Annotated in this window: 13 protein-coding genes; 6 read left to right on the forward strand and 7 right to left on the reverse strand. The window is 69.7% G+C overall.

Annotated elements, in window-relative coordinates; all coding sequences use genetic code 11:
* The first annotated feature begins 108 nt into the window (after window positions 1-108).
* The gene (locus tag ACZ5BU_RS09035) at window positions 109-1,881 is read left to right on the forward strand and encodes a M1 family metallopeptidase (RefSeq protein ID WP_465696913.1); all 1,773 of its coding nucleotides are present in this window, start codon (window positions 109-111) and stop codon (window positions 1,879-1,881) included.
* 2 nt (window positions 1,882-1,883) lie between these two features.
* Here the strand turns inward: ACZ5BU_RS09035 and ACZ5BU_RS09040 are convergent, their stop codons facing one another.
* From ACZ5BU_RS09040 to ACZ5BU_RS09050, 3 genes are all read right to left on the reverse strand, one after another.
* Window positions 1,884-2,744, reverse strand: coding sequence for a GNAT family N-acetyltransferase (locus ACZ5BU_RS09040; RefSeq protein WP_465696915.1), 861 nt, complete (start codon window positions 2,742-2,744; stop codon window positions 1,884-1,886).
* Between the two features lie 57 nt (window positions 2,745-2,801).
* Window positions 2,802-4,553: a gamma-glutamyltransferase family protein gene (locus tag ACZ5BU_RS09045; RefSeq protein WP_465696916.1), complete on the reverse strand. Its 1,752-nt coding sequence runs from the start codon at window positions 4,551-4,553 to the stop codon at window positions 2,802-2,804.
* Window positions 4,554-4,762: 209 nt separating this feature from the next.
* Window positions 4,763-5,257 carry a GNAT family N-acetyltransferase gene (locus ACZ5BU_RS09050; protein WP_465696918.1) on the reverse strand — a complete coding sequence of 165 codons (495 nt, stop codon included), beginning with the start codon at window positions 5,255-5,257 and terminating at the stop codon, window positions 4,763-4,765.
* 181 nt (window positions 5,258-5,438) lie between these two features.
* Here ACZ5BU_RS09050 and ACZ5BU_RS09055 point away from each other — a divergent pair, with 181 nt between their 5' ends.
* Window positions 5,439-6,167, forward strand: a complete 729-nt coding sequence (locus tag ACZ5BU_RS09055) for a DUF4232 domain-containing protein (RefSeq protein WP_465696920.1) — start codon at window positions 5,439-5,441, stop codon at window positions 6,165-6,167.
* Window positions 6,168-6,358: 191 nt separating this feature from the next.
* On the opposite strand, the gene ACZ5BU_RS09060 is transcribed toward ACZ5BU_RS09055, so the two are convergent.
* The 4 genes from ACZ5BU_RS09060 to ACZ5BU_RS09075 all read right to left on the reverse strand — a co-directional run bounded on the left by ACZ5BU_RS09060 (window position 6,359) and on the right by ACZ5BU_RS09075 (window position 12,748).
* Window positions 6,359-7,729 (reverse strand): SWIM zinc finger family protein, encoded by a 1,371-nt coding sequence (locus tag ACZ5BU_RS09060; protein ID WP_465696922.1) that lies wholly within the window; start codon window positions 7,727-7,729, stop codon window positions 6,359-6,361.
* A gap of 86 nt (window positions 7,730-7,815) precedes the next feature.
* The gene (locus ACZ5BU_RS09065) at window positions 7,816-8,277 is read right to left on the reverse strand and encodes a DEAD/DEAH box helicase (protein WP_465696924.1); all 462 of its coding nucleotides are present in this window, start codon (window positions 8,275-8,277) and stop codon (window positions 7,816-7,818) included.
* 74 nt (window positions 8,278-8,351) lie between these two features.
* Window positions 8,352-10,847, reverse strand: a complete 2,496-nt coding sequence (locus tag ACZ5BU_RS09070; RefSeq protein WP_465696926.1) for a DEAD/DEAH box helicase — start codon at window positions 10,845-10,847, stop codon at window positions 8,352-8,354.
* Window positions 10,848-10,879: 32 nt separating this feature from the next.
* Window positions 10,880-12,748, reverse strand: a complete 1,869-nt coding sequence (locus ACZ5BU_RS09075; protein ID WP_465699222.1) for an ABC transporter ATP-binding protein — start codon at window positions 12,746-12,748, stop codon at window positions 10,880-10,882.
* Between the two features lie 155 nt (window positions 12,749-12,903).
* Here ACZ5BU_RS09075 and ACZ5BU_RS09080 point away from each other — a divergent pair, with 155 nt between their 5' ends.
* From ACZ5BU_RS09080 to ACZ5BU_RS09095, 4 genes are read left to right on the forward strand one after another with little or no spacing between them, the layout of a single operon-like run.
* Window positions 12,904-13,683 (forward strand): TetR/AcrR family transcriptional regulator, encoded by a 780-nt coding sequence (locus ACZ5BU_RS09080; protein ID WP_465696928.1) that lies wholly within the window; start codon window positions 12,904-12,906, stop codon window positions 13,681-13,683.
* A gap of 42 nt (window positions 13,684-13,725) precedes the next feature.
* Window positions 13,726-14,409 (forward strand): TetR/AcrR family transcriptional regulator, encoded by a 684-nt coding sequence (locus ACZ5BU_RS09085; protein WP_465696929.1) that lies wholly within the window; start codon window positions 13,726-13,728, stop codon window positions 14,407-14,409.
* Window positions 14,409-16,142 carry an ABC transporter ATP-binding protein gene (locus tag ACZ5BU_RS09090; protein ID WP_465696931.1) on the forward strand — a complete coding sequence of 578 codons (1,734 nt, stop codon included), beginning with the start codon at window positions 14,409-14,411 and terminating at the stop codon, window positions 16,140-16,142. Before ACZ5BU_RS09085 ends, ACZ5BU_RS09090 begins: the two co-directional genes overlap by 1 nt.
* The gene (locus tag ACZ5BU_RS09095; protein ID WP_465696933.1) at window positions 16,139-18,277 is read left to right on the forward strand and encodes an ABC transporter ATP-binding protein; all 2,139 of its coding nucleotides are present in this window, start codon (window positions 16,139-16,141) and stop codon (window positions 18,275-18,277) included. Before ACZ5BU_RS09090 ends, ACZ5BU_RS09095 begins: the two co-directional genes overlap by 4 nt.
* Window positions 18,278-18,300: the final 23 nt, after the last annotated feature.

Here is an 18,300-nt window from a genome sequence, read left to right on the forward strand (position 1 = left end):
GGACCGAAGCGGGGTTTTGGCACGGTGGTGCGGGTGGCTCAGATTGGCCGTCCGATCCGGCCGGGACGTGGGTACTGTTCCCCGGACGCCTCACTCGGGGAGCATCCCTTGACGCACGATCGCCACTCCTACGCCGAACCTGCCCTGGTTCGGACGACCCACCTCGAGCTCGACCTCGCGCTCGATTTCGACCAGAAGGTCCTGGCCGGCAGCGCGACGCACACGCTCGCCTGGACAGCCGCCGGCGACGGCGACCGGCTGGTGCTCGACACCCGCGACCTCACCGTGGTGGGCGTCGAGGGGGAGACCGCCGACGGGTGGGAGCCGCTGGAGTACAGCCTCGCCGGGGCCGATCCGGAGCTGGGCTCCGCGCTGGCGATCTCGACGGCGAGCCATCCGCGGGTGAGGGTCGAGTACCGGACCGCGCCGACCGCGACCGGTCTGCAGTGGCTGGAGCCGGCGATGACCGCCGGTGGCGTGATGCCGTTCATGTTCAGCCAGTCGCAGGCGATCCACGCCCGCAGCTGGGTCCCGGTGCAGGACACCCCGGGCGTCCGGTTCAGCTACGCCGCCCACGTGACCGCGCCGCCGGAGCTGATGGTGCTGATGAGCGCCGACAACGGGACGACGTCGCGTCGTACGGGCTCGTACGACGTGGTGATGCCCGAGCCGATCCCGTCGTACCTGCTGGCGATCGCGGCCGGCGACCTGGTGTTCGAGCCGCTCGGCGAGCGTTCCGGGGTGTGGGCCGAGCCGGCCACGGTACGGAAGGCCGCGACCGAGTTCGCCGACACCGAGGAGATGATGCGGGTCACCGAGGAGCTCTTCGGCCCGTACCGCTGGGGCCGGTACGACCTTCTCGTGCTGCCGCCGTCGTTCCCGTACGGCGGGATGGAGAATCCGCGGATGACGTTCGCGACGCCGACCGTGGTGATCGGCGACAAGTCGCTGGTCAGCGTGATCGCGCACGAGCTCGCGCACAGCTGGTCCGGCAACCTGGTCACGCAGGACAGCTGGGACGACATCTGGCTGAACGAAGGCTTCACGTCGTACGTCGAGAACCGGATCGTCGAGGCGGTGTACGGGACCGAGTTCGCGGTGATGGAGACCGCGATCAAGCAGCACGCGACCGTGGTGAAGCTGGACCCGCTGACGCCGGACGAGCTCGCGGTCGAGCTGCCCGGGCTGCACCACCGCTCCGAGTACCACGGGACGACGTCGACCGGGCCGTTGAAGGGGTCGTGGTTCCTGTCCTGGCTGGAGGCGCGGTTCACCCGCGAGGTGTTCGATCCGTTCCTGCGCGGGTACTTCGACCGGTTCGCGTTCCGCAGCATCAACACCGACGACTTCGTCGGGCATCTGCGGGAGCATCTGCTCGCGTCGCATCCGGAGGTGGTGACGCCGGACGAGCTGGCCGCCTGGTTGTACGAGCCGGGGATCCCCGCGTTCGCGGAGCGGGCGGCGTCGGCGCGGTTCGCGGTCGTGGACGAGGCGCGGGCCAACTGGCTGACGACGGGGGAGTTGCCGCACGGGGCGGGGCAGTGGACCACTCAGGAGTGGCTGCGGTTCCTCGACGCGGCTCCCGACGTACTGAGCCCGCTGCTGCTGCATCAGCTGGACCGCGCGTTCGGCCTGACCGGTACGGCCAACGGCGAGATCGCCCGCCGCTGGTACCAGATCGTTGCCGCGAGCAGCTATGAGGCGGCGTACGCCGAAATGGCGGAGTTCCTGACGAGGGTGGGCCGGATGAAACTGGTCCTCCCGGTCTACCAGGCCCTGGCCGGTACGGACCGGGCCTTCGCCGCCGAGGTCTTCGCCAAGGCCCGCCCCGGCTACCACCCGATTACGACGGCGGCCGTGCAGAAGATCCTCGGCCAGTAGTCCTACAGGTCCAGCTTGCGGCGGTGGACCCGGCGGTGGGGTCGGTAGCCGAGGCGGTCGTTGGTGCGGCGCATGGCGGCGTTCGTGTCGACGGTGTCGGTGACGAGGCCGTCCAGGTCGGGGAAGCGGTGGCGGAGCTGGTTGATCTGGGCGGCCTTCATCCACAGCGCGAGACCGCGGCCGCGGTGCTCGGGGAGTACGGCGGTCCCGTACAGCTGGCCGTCGCCCTTCCCGTCACCCGGTACGACGACCTCGGTGAAGCCGGCCATCCGCCCGGTGTGGTCGAGCGCCGCGACGACGGAAAGGTGCTCGCCGCGCTCCTCGATCACCTGCGCGGCGTACCGGCTCCGCTCGTTGTCCCATACGTCGACGGGGGTCGCGATCGTGCCGGACGGTGCGTCCGCCATTCCGGCGCGCGCGTCGGTGAACGTCTGCAACAGCTCGTCCGGTACGACGCCGTCCCACGACACCAGCCGATACCCGGCAACCGCCGGCACGTCGAGCGTCGGCCGGGCCAGGTCGAGCCGCGCATAGATCAACGTCAGCCCGATCTCGAACCCGTGGTGGTGGAGGAACCCGTCACCCGCCGAGCCGGCGTCGACGTCCGCGATCAGTGTCCGTACGTCGTGATCCTGCGCACCGGCCGCGACTGCGCCGAGCAGGGTCGTGCCGGTGCCCTGGCGACGTTCCGCCGGGTGCACGTTCAGCTCGAAATCGGCCAGGTGCGCGTGCGTACGGCGGCCGTCCAGGCGCAGGAACGCGGAGCCGACCGGCGTACCGTCGGGCCGGGTCGCGAGCCAGGCGATGCGCCGGCTGAACGGGCGGACGTCGGGATCCGTCAGCGGAATCAGTCTGATGCTCAAGCCGTCAACATAACCCGGTGCCGGATCATCTCCGCCTGCCGGTCGATCCGAATCGGGTCAACGGCCGACGGCGTAGCCCTGCATGCCGCGGGGGTTGGCGGCGGCTGCGAGGACTCCGTCGGGCTCTCGGCGTACCGCGCACAGGCGGCCGAGGCTCCACGGGTCCGACTCGGTGACGACGTGGCCGCGTCGCACCAGGTCGTCGCGGATCGTGCGGCCGACTCGGCTCTCGATCACCAGTCCGCCAGGCTCGGTCGCGCGGGGGTAGAAGGAGGACGGGAAGCTGGTTGTGTGCCAGGCGGGGGCGTCGATCGCCTCTTGGAGATCCAGGCCAGCGCCGAGGTGGCGCAGCAGGAACAGCAGTTGCCATTGATCCTGCTGGTCGCCGCCCGGTGAACCGCATGCCATCACCGGCTCGCCGTCGCGGAGGACCAGCGTAGGCGTGAGGGTGGTCCGCGGGCGCCTGCCCGGTGCCAGCGAAGCGGGCAGACCCTCCTCGAGCCAGAACATCTGCGCCCGGCTGCCAAGACAGAACCCGAGCTCCGGAATCGTCGGGGAAGACTGCAGCCACCCGCCGCTCGGCGTCGCCGAGATCATGTTCCCCCAGCGGTCCACGACGTCGACATGACACGTGTCGCCGCGCGTCTCACCGACAGCGGACACCGCCGGCTCACCGGTCGTCGCATCACCAGTTTCGTTGCCGGTGGCAATCGATGGGAGAACCGGCGAACGGCCGTCCGGCGACCCCGGACGCAGATCCAGCGACGCCTCCGCCCCGACCAGCTTCGCCCGCTCGGCCGCGTACGCCGGGGACAGCAACGTCGCCAGCGGTACGTCCGCCCCGTCGCCGGACCACGCCTCCCGGTCCGCATACGACAGCTTCATCACCTCGACCGTCGCATGCACACCCTCGGCGCTGTCGAGATCCACCTCGCCCAGCGCCGCGAGCACCGCAAGCGACTGCAACAACCCTGGCCCCTGGCCCCAAGCCCCGGTCTTCGCGACCGTGTACCCGTTCCAGTCGTACGTCGCCGCTTCCTCCCAGCTCGCCTCGAACGCCGCCAGGTCGGATCCCGTGATCAGCCCACCATGATCCGCACCGCTCGAGTCCCGGTGCGGCAACTTCGAGAATCCGTCGATCGCCTCGGCGACGAACCCCTCCCGCCAGGTCCGCCGCGCCCGCTCGATCTGCTCCTGGCGATCGCCCTCACCTGCCTCGCGGACGAGCCGCTCGAGCGTTCCGGCGTACGTCTCGTTCCGGAACCGTCCCGATACCGGCCGCCCGTTCTGCAGCCACAGTGCAGCCGAGGTGGGCCAGTGCTCCTCGAACAACCCCTGCACCGTCGCGATCGTGTCGGCGACCCGCGGCACCAGCGGATGCCCGTTCCGCGCGTACTCGATGGCCGGCTCGAGAACGACGCTGAGCGGCAGCGTCCCGTGATCCCGGAGCAGCAACAACCAGGCGTCGACAGCGCCGGGAACCGTCGCCGCGAGCGGACCGGATCCGGGTACCAGTGTCAGCCCGAGCGACCGGTAGTACTCGATCGTGGCCCCGGCCGGTGCGACGCCCTGCCCGCAGAGCACGCGCGGCGCCGGGTCCTCGGCGGTTGCGACGATCGCCGGTACCTCACCGCCCGGACCGTTGAGGTGCGGCTCGACGACATGCAGCACGAACCCGGCCGCGGCGCCCGCGTCGAACGCGTTCCCGCCCAGTTCGAGGATCCGCATCGCGGATTGCGATGCCAGCCAGTGCGTGGACGAGACCATCCCGAACGTGCCGCGCAGCGTCGGCCGGGTGGTGAAGGTCATTGGGCCACTCCCTCTGTTGTCCGTACGTCCGGTCCGGTCCCGTCATCAGGTGGCAGACCACCTGATGTCCACCTTCCCCGATCACGCGGGATTCCCGTACGGATAGTCCAGCAGGTGGCCACCGAGAGGCCGGCGTTACGGTCGGCCGGCTCGATCGGTGAACACCCGACCAGAGCCGGCGCCGCGCCAGCTCCGATCAGGTTCCTGGGTCAGATGTCGACCGGATACGTCAGAGTGCCGGTCGGTACGGGGTCGTTGCCGAGGGCGAGCGCCATCAGGTGCGGCCCGTCGTACTGCGGGTGATGGATGCCGAACCCGGTGGCCTGCCGGAATCCGAAACGCGGGTAGTACGTGTCGTGCCCGAGTACGACCGCGACGGGTTCGGTGCGCCCACGCGCCGCAGCCAGAGCCGCCCGAACGGCCGCACCACCCGCGCCTTGCCGTTGGTACGCCGGCAGTACGGCGACCGGGCCGAGCGACAGGATCGGTACGTCACCGACATGACAGCGGGTCAGCAACGCGTAGCCGACCGGACGATCATCGGGGCCGGTGGCAACGAACATCAGCCCGGGGAGCCAGGCGTTCGGATCGGCCCGGTGGGCGTCGAGGAAGTCGACCTCGTACTGGCGCCCGAAGGCGTCGCGGGTCAGTGAGCGAAGGGGTTCGACGTCGGACGGAGTCTCGACACGAGTGTTCCAGGACAACGGAGGTTCCTTCCGGAGAACGGGATGAGTTGAACGGCCGACGGCGCCGCGGTACGTGCCGCAGCGCGGGATCGCGCGGTCATCAAACTCACCTCCTCTTCCGAAGTCGGTCCAACTTTAGCCGAGTGCGGGACGTCAATCATGCGAGTTTCCAATGCGGCTTTTGACAAGGGGAATTGCCATGAACGTTGTTGCCCGGGGGAACCGCAAAGGTCCTGGCAGCTGGAGAACGTACGTACTTGGAGCAGGTGTCACCGCGGCGCTGCTGACGGCCGGCGCGTGCGGCTCGGCCGATGCGTCGGATGGGAGCAAGCCTTCCGGTGGGAGTACTTCGGCGAGTACAACGCCGAGTGCGACGCCGTCGTCCGGCGCGACTCCGTCGTCGGGCACGACTGCTTCCGCGAGCGCCTCCGCGGGCCGTACCACCTCGAAGCCGAGCGCGACGACGTCGACCAAGCCGACGGGCGACCCCAGCGTCGACCTGTGCGTGATGGCGGACCTGACCTTTACTGTCACGAACTATGACGCACCGGGCGAGCCGGTCCGGCACCTGATGCTCGTGGCTACTAACAAGAGCTCGAAGAAATGCGCCGTCCAGAGCTATCCCGTCGTGACGCTGGGCGATGCGAAGCGCCCCGCACCGGTGAAGGCGGGCGGTGTCGACGAGGCACTCGCGCTCGCTCCCGGCGAGAAGGCGTACGCCGGTGTGCTCGCGACCGGCGGCAAGATGGACACCTACACCGTGAAGTCCATCACCGTCGGCCTCGGCAGCCCCGGTGGCGAGACCGAGCCCGAGAAGCCGGTGAAGGTGAAGATGCCCGTCACCTCCTTCGAGGCCGACGACGGCCAGCGCGTAACCGACTGGACCGCCACCGAAGGCCTCGCCATGCGCCCCATCACCCAGTCCTGACGACTCGGGTCCCCGGCTCCCCACGCCCGCCAGCCCCACGGCCGCGGGGCTCGCCACAGCTGCCGGGCTCCCCACGCCCGCCAGGCTCCCACAGCCGCCGGGCTCGCCACAGCCGCCGGGCTCGCCATGCTCGCCGGGCTTCCGACGCCCTGCGGGCCCGGACCGGATGGACCGGGGCGCCTCCACCGCGGTTACCACTCGAGGACGAGTGGGTCCTTCGACGGTGGGCCGGCGGGTGTCCAGGTGCCCTCGACTAGGCGGTACGGGTGCCAGCGCCCGTGCCGGTCGAGCCTGAGTTGGACGTCGGCGCCGAGCGTCAACCGGTTCGCCGACGTACTGACGGTCAGGTCGTCGTCGGTGGCGAGCAGTTCGGTGCGGGCGCGGTTCAGTACTGCTGCGTCGGGCGTCCAGGTGTGTTCGAGTACGTCGAGCCCGGGCGCCCCGCCGTACCGCCAGGCTTGGATGCCTAGGGCAAGGGTTTCGCCGCCCGCCCCGGGGAGGACCGCCGGCTCGAGGGAGTTGGCCAGCTCGGGGAAGCCGGCCGACGCGCGGGAGCCGGCCGACTCGGGGACGGCGGCCGACTCGGGGAAGCCGGCCGACGCGCGGGAGCCGGCCGACTCGGGGACGGCGGCCGACTCGGGGAAGTTGGCCAACTCGGGAAAGTCGGCGGCTAGGCGGACCGTGTCCTGCCATTCGTCGAGGGTGTCCGGGACGGCGGTGTTGTGAAGGAGCGCGTTCAGCACCGAGCGCGCGCGGCGGGCCGCGTCGAGCACCAGGAGCTGGAGTGTGGCAGGCCCGAAGCCGTCGGGAGGTTCGATACCTGCCACGGCAAGCTGGTCGACGCTGACCTTCGCCGGCAGCTCCGGCGGCTCGGGGAGAGCAGCCGGTACGCCGGCGAAGACGTCGGCGACAGCCACCCCGGGGCGAGCAGCGGAGCCGGACAGGCCAGCGGAGCCGGCACGGGCAGCGGAGCCGGTGAGGCCGGCGGCGCCGGGACGGGCAGCGGAGCCGGTGAGGCCGGCGGCGCCGGGACGGGCAGCAGAGCCGGGGAGGCCGGCGGAGCCGGGGAGGCTCGCGGGGTCGGCGTCCGGAGGGATCGCCGACGTCTGCAGCTCGTCGAGCAGGCTTTCGCGATCGCGGCCGCGGAGCAGCAACAGGACGAACGGGTCGTCGTCCAGCAGCCACGCGACCTGATAACAGAGCGCCGCCGCGTGCTGGCACGGCAGCTCCCACGCGTCGCACGTGCAACTCGGATCGAGATCCCCGATCCCCGGCAGCAGCACAACCCCCGCGTCGGACGCGGCCTCGACCAGCTTGTGCGGCATCTCGCCGTCCAGCAACGCCGCGATGTGCCCGGCCCGCGCCGCGACCTGCTCACGGAACCGCCGCCAGTCGTCGTCGGTCAGCTCGTCGACCCGTACGACGGACTCGTACGTGTCCTCAGGCGCGTACACCGTCGCCGCGATCCGCCCCGGGCTGATCGTGATCGTGCCGACCTGCCCCGAGTTCGCGTACTGGCGGCCCTTGCGGAGCTGGCCGTTGTCGAGTGACGTGTCCTCCATCGCCTGCACCCACGCTCGCGCCCACCACGACCGCCCGCGCGTGCTCCGTCGCTGCCTGGAAAACGCCGGGAACCCCTGCGCGCCGCTCATCGCAGACCTCCGCGCAGCTCGACGAGGTCGGCCAGCTCGGCGTCGGAGAGCTCGGTCAGAGCTGCTTCGCCACCGGACAGCACGGCATCGGCCAGTTCGCGTTTCGCGGCGAGCATGCCGGCGATCCGGTCCTCAATGGTGCCCTCGGCAATCAACCGGTGGACCTGCACCGGCCGGGTCTGTCCGATCCGGTACGCGCGGTCGGTCGCCTGGTCCTCGACCGCCGGGTTCCACCACCGGTCGTAGTGCACGACATGCTCGGCCCGCGTCAGGTTCAAGCCGGTGCCTGCCGCCTTCAACGACAGCAGGAACACCGGGACCTCGCCCGCCTGGAACCGGTCGACCATCTCCTGCCGCCGCGGGACCGGGGTGCCGCCGTGCAGGAGTTGCGCGCCGATCCCGCGCGCCGTGAGGTGCCGCTCAAGGAGCCGCGCCATGGCGACGTACTGCGTGAACACCAGGACCGCGCCGTCCTCCGCAAGGATCGTCTCGAGCAGCTCGTCGAGCAGTTCGAGCTTGCCGGAGCGGCCGGTCAGCGTGCGTCGTCGGGCTCTTTCAGGTACTGAGCGGGGTGGTTGCAGATCTGCTTCAGCCCGGTCAGCAGCTTCACGATCAGCCCGCGGCGGGCCATCCGGTCGCTGGCCCGGACCTCGTCCATCAGCTCGCGAACCGTTGCCTCGTACAACACCACCTGCTCGCGAGTGAGCGACACCGGCTGATCGGTCTCGGTCTTCGGCGGGAGCTCCGGCGCGATCCCCGGATCGGACTTCTTCCGCCGCAGCAGGAACGGGCGGACGAGCTTCGCGAGCCGGGCCGCAACCTCCTCGTCCTTGTCCGCCTCGATCGGCGTGGCCCACTGGTTCCGGAACGTGCCGAGCCGGCCGAGCAGCCCGGGCGTCGTCCAGTCGAGGATCGCCCACAGCTCGGACAGGTTGTTCTCCACCGGCGTGCCGGTCAGGGCGACGCGCGCCTTCGCGGGTACCGTCCGCAGCGCCTTCGCCGTACCGGACGAGGGGTTCTTCACGTGTTGCGCCTCATCGGCGACCACGAGCGCCCACGGATGAGAGGCCAGCCGTACGGCGTCGCGGCGGAGGGTCCCGTACGTCGTGAGTACGAAGCCGTCGTGCGCTTCGTCGAGGGAGCGGGACGTGCCGTGGAAGCGCCGTACCGCTGTGCCTGGTGCGAACCGCTCGACCTCGCGCTCCCAGTTGCCGAGGAGCGACGCGGGGCAGACGACGAGGGTCGGGCCGGCGGTGTCCTCGGACTGTTGACGATGCAGGTGCAGGGAGATGAGCGTGATGGTCTTGCCGAGGCCCATGTCGTCGGCGAGGCAGCCGCCGAGGCCGAGCGAGGTCATTCTCGACAACCAGCGGAGACCTCGGAGCTGGTAGTCGCGCAGGGTCGCCTGCAGGCCGGGTGGGGCCTCGATCGGGTCGTCGGCGCGGTCCGGATCGGCGATCCGCGCGCGGAGCTCGTCGAGCCACTTGGCCGGGGTGACCGGGATGTGTTGGCCGTCGACCTCGGCGGTGCCGGTGAGTGCGGCGCCGAGGGCGTCGATCGCGGTGACGGGTTTGAGGATCCGCTCGCGGGCCTTCCGGGCCAGGTCGGGGTCGATCAGCATCCACTGGTCGCGCAGGCGGACCACCGGGCGGGTCGCCTCGGCGAGCTGGTCGAGCTCGGCCTCGGTCAGCGGATCGTCGCCGACCGCGACCTGCCAGCTGAAGTCGAGCGTCCGGTCGCCCTGGAAGAAGCTCGGCAGGCTGCTTGGCGGACCGTCGGCCGAGGTGATGGCGGCGCGGGCGGTGAGCGCGCGGCCGAGGCTCTTCGGCCAATGCAGGTCGATGCCGGCGGCCGTGAGCCGCTGAGCCGATCCGGCGAGCAAATCGGCGACGTCCTCGTCGGCGAGCTCCATCCGGTCGGGTACGGCGGAGTCGAGGAGGCGGGCGAGGGGTTGCCAGACGCGGGCGGCCCGGCGGATCGCGAGCGTGGCGTCGATCCGGGCGCGTGGTCCGAATCCCGGTACGTCGGCTGACCACACGTCGTACGCGTCGCTGACGAGGGTGGGGTCCTTGAGGCTGTGCAGCTGTACGACGGCGCCGAACGTCTGCGCCTCGCTCAGCTCGACGCGCAACGAGATCCGTACGCCGGAGTCGAGCCCGACGGAGACCTCGTCCGCCCAGCTCCGCAGGCGATCCGCCCGCTGCGGGGTGGTCGCTGCGAACAGGTTCGTCCGATGCATCTTCGCGGCTGCCGGGGACCGTGGCATCCCGTCGGCCACCGCGTCGAGGAACTGCCGCAGCAGCTCCTCGGCCACGGGCAGCCGTACGTCTCCGAGCGCGGAGGATGCGGCGCTGGCGGGGGAGGAGGCGGCGCTGCCGGGCGCGGAGGCGGCGCTGCCGGGGCCGGACGCGGCCCCGCGCGGGGCGGATGCGGCGCTGGTGGGGGCGGCGCTGGCGGGTGCGGCGCTGGTGAGGGCGGAGGCAGAGGAGGGTGCGTTGGACGGGGGAGTGGCGGGGGTTGGTGAGGACAGGGGGAGGGCTCGTGCGGAGGCGGGCATGGCCTCGGCGAGTTCGAGGAGGCGGGTGATGTCGCCGGGGTCGAGCGGACCGACCCGCCAGGCGTCGTGCCCGCCCGGGGAGACGCCGGGCAGGAGCTTGCCGCGAGCAACCAGTTGCAGCGCGACGAGTGAGGCCCCACCCCAGAACGCTGCCGACGGATGCGCTCCCGCCGCCAGCCGCAACCGGCCCAGCACCGGAACCGCATCCGCCACCGACAACCCAACCGCACGCACGGTTCGCAGCCGAGCACCCTCCGCCGAACCGCTGAGCTCCGCGGAAGCGGTGTGCTCCGCGGGACGGCTTGGCTCGGTGGGGGTGTCCGCAACGAGCGTGAGCTCGAGCTGGTCGCCGACGCCTAGGGGGAGTGGGGCGCCGGTTGGGTGCCAGAAGGCGACTCGGCTGGTGCGTGGTGGATCGGCTGGTTGGAAGACGACCGCGCAGCCGGCCAGTTCCTGCCCCGTGCCCTGCAAACCGACGACCTCCGTAGTAGGAAGAACGAACCTCAGACAGTTACTGCTTCACCCGGCTGATCGAACTGGGTCCGGTACAGCTCCTCGTACCGCCCGCCGGCGGCGAGCAGCTCCGCATGCCGGCCCTGCTCCACGATCCGACCGTCCTCGATCACGAGGATCTGGTCCGCGGCGCGGATCGTCGACAACCGGTGGGCGATCACGACCGCCGTACGACCGGCGAGCGCCTCCGTCAACGCCGCCTGTACCGCTGCCTCGTTGGTCGAGTCGAGCGCCGCCGTCGCCTCGTCGAGGATCACCACCCGCGGCTGCGCGAGCAGCAACCGGGCGATCGTCAACCGCTGCCGCTCACCACCTGACAGGCGGTACCCACGTTCGCCGACCACCGTGTCCAGCTGATCCGGCAAAGACTCGATCAACGTCCGCAACCGCGCCCGCTGCAACGCATCCCAGAGCTCGTCCTCCGACGCCTCCGGCCGCGCGAGCAGCAGGTTCTCCCGGATGGAGTCGTGGAACAGGTGCCCGTCCTGCGTCACCATCCCGAGCGTCTGCCGCAACGACTCCGCGGACACATCCCGTACGTCGACCCCGGCCAGCCGCACCGCTCCGGAGTCCACGTCGTACAGCCGGGGGATGAGTTGCGCGATCGTCGACTTCCCCGCGCCGGACGAGCCGACCAGCGCGATCATCTGCCCGGGCTCGGCGCGGAACGACACGCTGTGCAGCACGTCGACGCCGCCGCGCGTGTCCAGCTTCGCGACCTCTTCCAGCGATGCCAGCGAAACCTTGTCCGCCGACGGATACGCGAAGGTCACGTCCGCGAACTCCACCGACACCGGACCCTCGGGTACGCGCCCCGCATCGGGCTTGTCCTTGATCAGCGGCTCCAGGTCGAGCACCTCGAAAACCCGCTCGAAGCTCACCAGCGCCGTCATCACCTCGAGCCGCGCACTCGCCAGCGCGGTCAACGGCGAGTACAACCGGGTCAGCAACAGCGCCATCGACACGACCGCACCGGCCTCGAGTTGATCCCGCAAGGCCAGGAATCCGCCGAGCCCGTACACGACGGCGAGCGCCAGCGCCGACACCAGCGTCAACGCGGTCACGAAGATCCACTGCACCATCGCCGTCCGGACGCCGATGTCCCGCACCCGCCGCGCCCGCACCGCGAACTCCAGCGACTCCCGAGCCGGCCGCCCGAACAGCTTCACCAGCGTCGCGCCCGGTGCCGAGAACCGCTCGGTCATCTGCGTGCTCATGGTCGCGTTGTAGTTCGCGGCCTCACGCTGCAGTCCGGCCAGCCGCGCCCCGATTCGCCGGGCCGGGATGACGAAGATCGGCAGGATGATCAACGCGAGCAACGTGATCTGCCACGACACCCGGAGCATCACCACGAGCGTGAGCACCAGCATCACGAGGTTGCTGACCACGCCGGACAACGTGTCGCTGAAGGCACGCTGCGCGCCGATCACATCGTTGTTCAGCCGGGACACGAGCGCGCCCGTCCGGGTCCGGGTGAAGAACGCGATCGGCATCCGCTGGATGTGGTCGAACACCGCCGTACGAAGGTCCAGGATCAGCCCTTCACCGATCTGCGCCGACAACCACCGGGTCAGCATGCTCAGCCCGGCCTCCGCGACCGCGATCGCCGCGATCAGCAGCGCGAGCCGCAGCACGACACCGAACGCCTTCTCGCCGACGATCGCGTCGACGACCCGGCCGGCCAGTACCGGAGTCGCGACCGCAAGCACCGCGGCGCCCGTGCTGAGCACGAGGAACCACACCAGCTGTGTCCGGTGCGGCCGCGCGAGGGCAAGGATCCGGCGCAGGGTCGCGCGGGAGAACGGTCTCTTGTCGTCTTGTGCGTGCATCGCGTGGTAGAGCGAGTTCCACGCGGTCATTTCCATACTCACGGCAGTGCTCCGCTGAATCGGTCGGCTGGGGACGTCGATGATTCCGGACACCACCGACAAAACCCGACGCTAGAACCTCCACTGAACTCGAGGTCAACTGCGTACACTGTACGAAGAATAGCCGATCGATCAAGGCGGCGCCCATGAATCAGGAGTACAGCGGCAGCGGCGACCCCGCCAAGAGCCTCGAGTTGCTCTGGCGGCGACGGCAGGGCAACCCGCAGCCGACCCGCGGTCCGAAGCCGGCGCTCACCGTCGACCAGATCGTCACGGCCGCCCTGAAGATCGCCGACGCAGAAGGCCTGTCCGCGATGTCGATGCGCCGCGTCGCCGACGAACTGGGGGTCGGCGCGATGACGCTCTACCGGTACTTCCCGGGCAAGGGGGAGTTGCTCGACGTCATGCTCGACACTGTGTACGGCGAGTTGCCGCGGCGCGTCGTACCGGGTGAGTGGCGGCCTCGGCTGGAGGAGGTCGCCCGCGAGAACCGGCAGCTGTACCTGCAGCATCCGTGGCTGCTCCAGGTCGCGACCAGCCGGCCGCCGCTCGGGCCGAACGTGATGGCCAAGTACGAGTGGGAGCTGACCGCGGTCGACGGTATCGGGCTGAGCGACGTCGAGATGGATGCGACCGTCGCACTGGTCAACGGCTTCGTGCACGGCGCCGTCCGTACGGCCGTCGAGGCGCGGCAGGTGATCCATCGATCGGGGATGACCGACAAGGAGTGGTGGCTGGCGCACGTCCCGCACCTGGACCAGATCGGCGACCTGGAGAAGTTCCCGCTCTCGGCCCGGGTCGGGGCCGCCGTCGGGAGTGAGTTCGATGCCCCTTATGATTCCGAACATGCGTTCGAATATGGGCTGGAGCGACTGCTGGACGGCATTTCCGCGCTGGTGGCGAACCGGACTGCGCCAGAGGCTTGAATACTGTTGTGAGTGAGTACTCACTCAGTTACCGTTGATGCCGTGAGCCCACGAGCAACTCCACTGCCACCCGAGGAACGGCGCGCTGCCATCGTCGAGGCGGCGCTGCCGTTGCTCGAGGAGTTCGGGCCCGAGGTCAGCACCAAGCAGATCGCCGAGGCGGCCGGGATCGCCGAGGGGACGATCTTCCGCGCGTTCGGCAGCAAGGACGCGCTGATCGAGGCGGCGATGGCGACCGTCTTCGACACCTCGGACCTGCTCAAGGCGCTGGCGGGCGTCGACCGTTCGCTGCCGCTGCGGGAGCGCACCGTCGCCGCGGTCGAGATCGGGCAGCGACGCCTTGGCAAGGTGTTCAAGCTGCTGTTCGCGCTGCGGATCCAGCGGCCACCGGACTTCCGGAAGCAGAGCGCGATGGACAAGGCGCGCCAGCAGCGGCAGTCCGACCTGACCAACGCGGCGTTCGCCGACCTGCTCCGGCCCGATGCGGACCAACTGCGGCTGCCGCCCGAAGAGGTGGTCCGGCGGATCAACCTGCTGACCTTCTCGGCCACCCATCCATTGATTTCCGGCGGCCACGTGCTGACCGCCGAGGAGATCGTCGACTTCGCGTTCGACGGTCTGCTCAAGCACGACAGCTTGCACCACACCGGTCAGCCACCGGCCACCGAGGACGCCGTCGGGTTCGTGCCCGTCGGCGCCCGCCGTCACGACTCTGGGGATGATTGATGTTAGTTCGAGTCTTGCGTACGCACCTGCGTCCGTACGCGGGAAACCTGCTCCTGGTGGTGGTCCTGCAGCTGGTCGGGACGATCGCCTCCCTCTACCTGCCCACGCTGAACGCCGACATCATCGACAACGGTGTGGCCAAGGGTGACACCGGCTACATCGTGGGCACCGGCGGCTGGATGCTCGGCGTCAGCCTGCTGCAGATCGCCTGCACGATCACCGCGGTGTACTTCGGCGCCAAAACGGCCGCGCTGTTCGGCCGGGACGTCCGGGCCGCGGTGTTCCACCGGGTCGGCGAGTTCTCCGCCCGGGAGGTCAACCAGTTCGGCGCGCCGACGCTGATCTCGCGCAGTACCAACGACGTCCAGCAGATCCAGATGCTGGTCGTGATGACCACGACGATGCTGGTCGCGGCCCCGATCACGATGATCGGCGGCGTGATCATGGCGGTCCGCCAGGATGTCGGCCTGTCCTGGCTGGTCGTGGTCGCGGTCCCGTTGCTGGCCGGCTGTATCGGCTTCATCGCCAGCCGGATGGTGCCGCAGTTCCGGAAGATGCAGAAGAACATCGACGGCGTGAACCGGGTGCTGCGCGAGCAGATCTCCGGGATCCGGGTGGTCCGGGCGTTCGTCCGTGAGCCGCACGAGGTCGAGCGGTTCGGCGAGGCGAACGCCAACCTGACCGACACCGCGATCCGGGCCGGCCGGCTGATGGCGCTGGTGTTCCCGACGGTGATGCTGATCCTGAACGTGTCCAGCGTCGCGGTGCTGTGGTTCGGCGCCTCGCGGATCGAGGACGGCAAGATGCAGGTCGGCGCGCTGACGGCGTTCCTCAGCTACCTGATCCAGATCCTGTTCTCGGTGATGATGGGCGTGTTCGTGATGATCATGGTGCCGCGGGCCGCGGTCTGCGCGGACCGGATCTCCGAGGTGCTCGACACCGAGTCGTCGGTGCAGCCGCCGGTCACCCCGATCAGGAACTTCACCGGCCGTGGCCAGCTGGTCTTCGAGCGGGCCTCGTTCAAGTACCCAGGTGCTGCCGAGCCGGTGCTGCGGGACATCAGCTTCGTCGCCTCGCCGGGGCAGACGACCGCGATCATCGGCAGTACGGGTGCAGGTAAGACCACGCTGCTCTCGCTGGTGCCGCGGTTGTTCGACGCGACCGAGGGGCGGGTGCTCGTCGACGGTATCGACGTACGCGACATCGACCCCGAGGCGCTGTGGGAACGGATCGGCCTGGTGCCGCAGCGGCCGTACCTGTTCTCCGGGACAGTGGGCAGCAACCTGCGGTACGGCAACCCCGACGCTACCGACGAGGAGCTCTGGGAAGCGCTGGAGATTGCCCAGGGCAAGGACTTCGTCGAGGCGATGGCGGAGGGGCTGAACGCGCCGATCGCCCAGGGCGGTACGAACGTGTCCGGCGGTCAGCGGCAGCGGCTCGCGATCGCGCGGGCGCTGGTCCGCAAACCGGAGATCTACCTGTTCGACGACTCGTTCTCGGCGCTCGACCTGGCCACGGACGCGCGGCTGCGAGCCGCGCTGCGACCGGTCACCCGGGACGCGTGCATGGTGGTCGTCGCGCAGCGGGTCTCGACGATCATCGACGCCGACCAGATCGTGGTGATCGAGGACGGCGCGATCGTCGGCAAGGGGAATCATCAGGAGTTGCTCGAGACGTGTCCGACGTACGTCGAGATCGTCGAGTCGCAGCGTTCCGCGGAGGAGGCGGCATGAGCGAGAACGAAAAGCCGTCATCGAACGGCGGACGTCCGAAGGATCAGGTCCCGAATGGGCAGGCACCGAATGGGCAGGCACCGAACGGGCAGGCGCCGAGCGGGCAGGCGCCGGAGGGTGGCGGCCCGGCGACCGTGAAGGCGACCGAGCGGCCCACGACGGGTCGCGCGTTCGGTCCGCCGGGAGGTATCCCGGGGGACAAGTCGATGAACTTCGTGCCCTCGGCGAAGCGCCTGCTCGGCCGGCTGCGGCCGTACCGGATCCAGGTCGCGGGCGTTGTCCTGCTGGCGATCTGCAGCGTCGGCCTGTCGGTGCTCGGCCCGAAGATCCTCGGTCGCGCGACCGACGTGATCTTCGCCGGGGCGATCGGCAAACGGCTGCCGCACGACATGACGAAGGCGCAGGTGATCGAGCAGTACCGGGCCTCCGGCAACGGCCGGCTCGCAGACCTGCTGCAGGGCATCGACCTGGTCCCGGGCGTCGGCATCGACTTCGATGCCTTGCGCAACGTCCTGCTGCTGGTGCTCGCCCTGTACGTCGGTGCGTTCTTCCTGTCCTGGGCACAGGGCTACATCCTCAACGGCGTCGTCCAGCACACCATCCTCGGTCTGCGCGCCGAGGTCGAGGACAAGCTGAACCGGCTGCCGCTGAGCTACTTCGACGGGGCGCCGCGCGGTGAGCTGCTCAGCCGGGTCACCAACGACATCGACAACATCTCGACCAGCCTGCAGCAGACGCTGAGCCAGCTGCTCACCTCGCTGCTGACGGTGATCGGCGTGATCACGATGATGTTCGTGATCTCGCCGGTGCTGGCGCTGATCGCGCTGATCACGATCCCGGTGTCGATGGTGCTGACCGCGGTGATCGCGAAGCGGTCGCAGGTCCGGTTCGTCGCGCAATGGCGGCACACCGGCGCGCTGAACGGCCAGATCGAGGAGGCGTTCACCGGGCACGAACTGGTGAAGGTGTTCGGCCGGCAGAAGGAGATCGAGGCCAGCTTCAAGGCGAAGAACGACGAACTGTTCAAGGCCGCCTTCGGGGCGCAGTTCATCTCCGGCCTGATCATGCCGCTGATGATGTTCATCGGGAACGTCAACTACGTGGTGATCGCGGTGATCGGCGGACTCCGGGTCGCGTCCGGCACGATGTCGCTGGGCGACGTCCAGGCCTTCATCCAGTACTCGCGGCAGTTCACCCAGCCGCTGACCCAGGTCGCTTCGATGGCGAACCTGCTGCAGTCGGGTGTCGCCTCCGCGGAGCGGGTGTTCGAAGTACTGGACGCCGAGGAGCAGGTGCCGGACGACGCCACGCCGGAGAAGGTCACCGACTCCCGCGGGCGGGTCGAGTTCGAGCACGTGTCGTTCTCGTACGACCCGGACAAGCCGCTGATCACCGACCTGAGCCTGGTCGCCGAGCCCGGCCAGACGGTCGCGATCGTCGGCCCGACCGGCGCCGGCAAGACCACACTGGTCAACCTGATCATGCGGTTCTACGAGCTGAACGGCGGCAAGATCACGCTCGACGGTGTCGACATCACCGAGCTGACCCGGCACGACCTGCGCTCGCGGATCGGCATGGTCCTGCAGGACACCTGGCTGTTCGGCGGCACGATCCGGGACAACCTGCTGTACGGCAACCTGGACGCCACCGAGGAGGACATGCTGGAGGCGGCGAAGGCGACGTACGTCGACCGCTTCGTGCACAGCCTGCCGGACGGCTACGACACGGTCATCGACGAGGAAGGCAGCAACGTCAGCGCCGGTGAGAAGCAGCTCCTCACCATCGCCCGCGCGTTCCTGGCCGACCCGCAGTTGCTGATCCTCGACGAGGCGACGAGCTCGGTCGACACCCGTACGGAGGTCCTGGTCCAACGCGCCATGGCCGCCCTGCGCTCCGACCGCACCAGCTTCGTCATCGCGCACCGCCTCTCCACCATCCGCGACGCCGACCTGATCCTGGTCATGGAGAACGGCGCCATCGTCGAACAGGGCAACCACACCGAACTACTCGCCCTGGACGGCGCCTACGCCCGCCTCTACAACGCCCAGTTCAGCGGCGCCGTCGTCGACATCGACGAAGAAGCAGCCGCCCTGACCGCCACCCCAACCCCAGCCGGCCGCCCCATGGCCCGCTAACCCCACCAGGACGGGGGCGCCAC

This window comes from Kribbella sp. NPDC031520 (assembly GCF_055580825.1).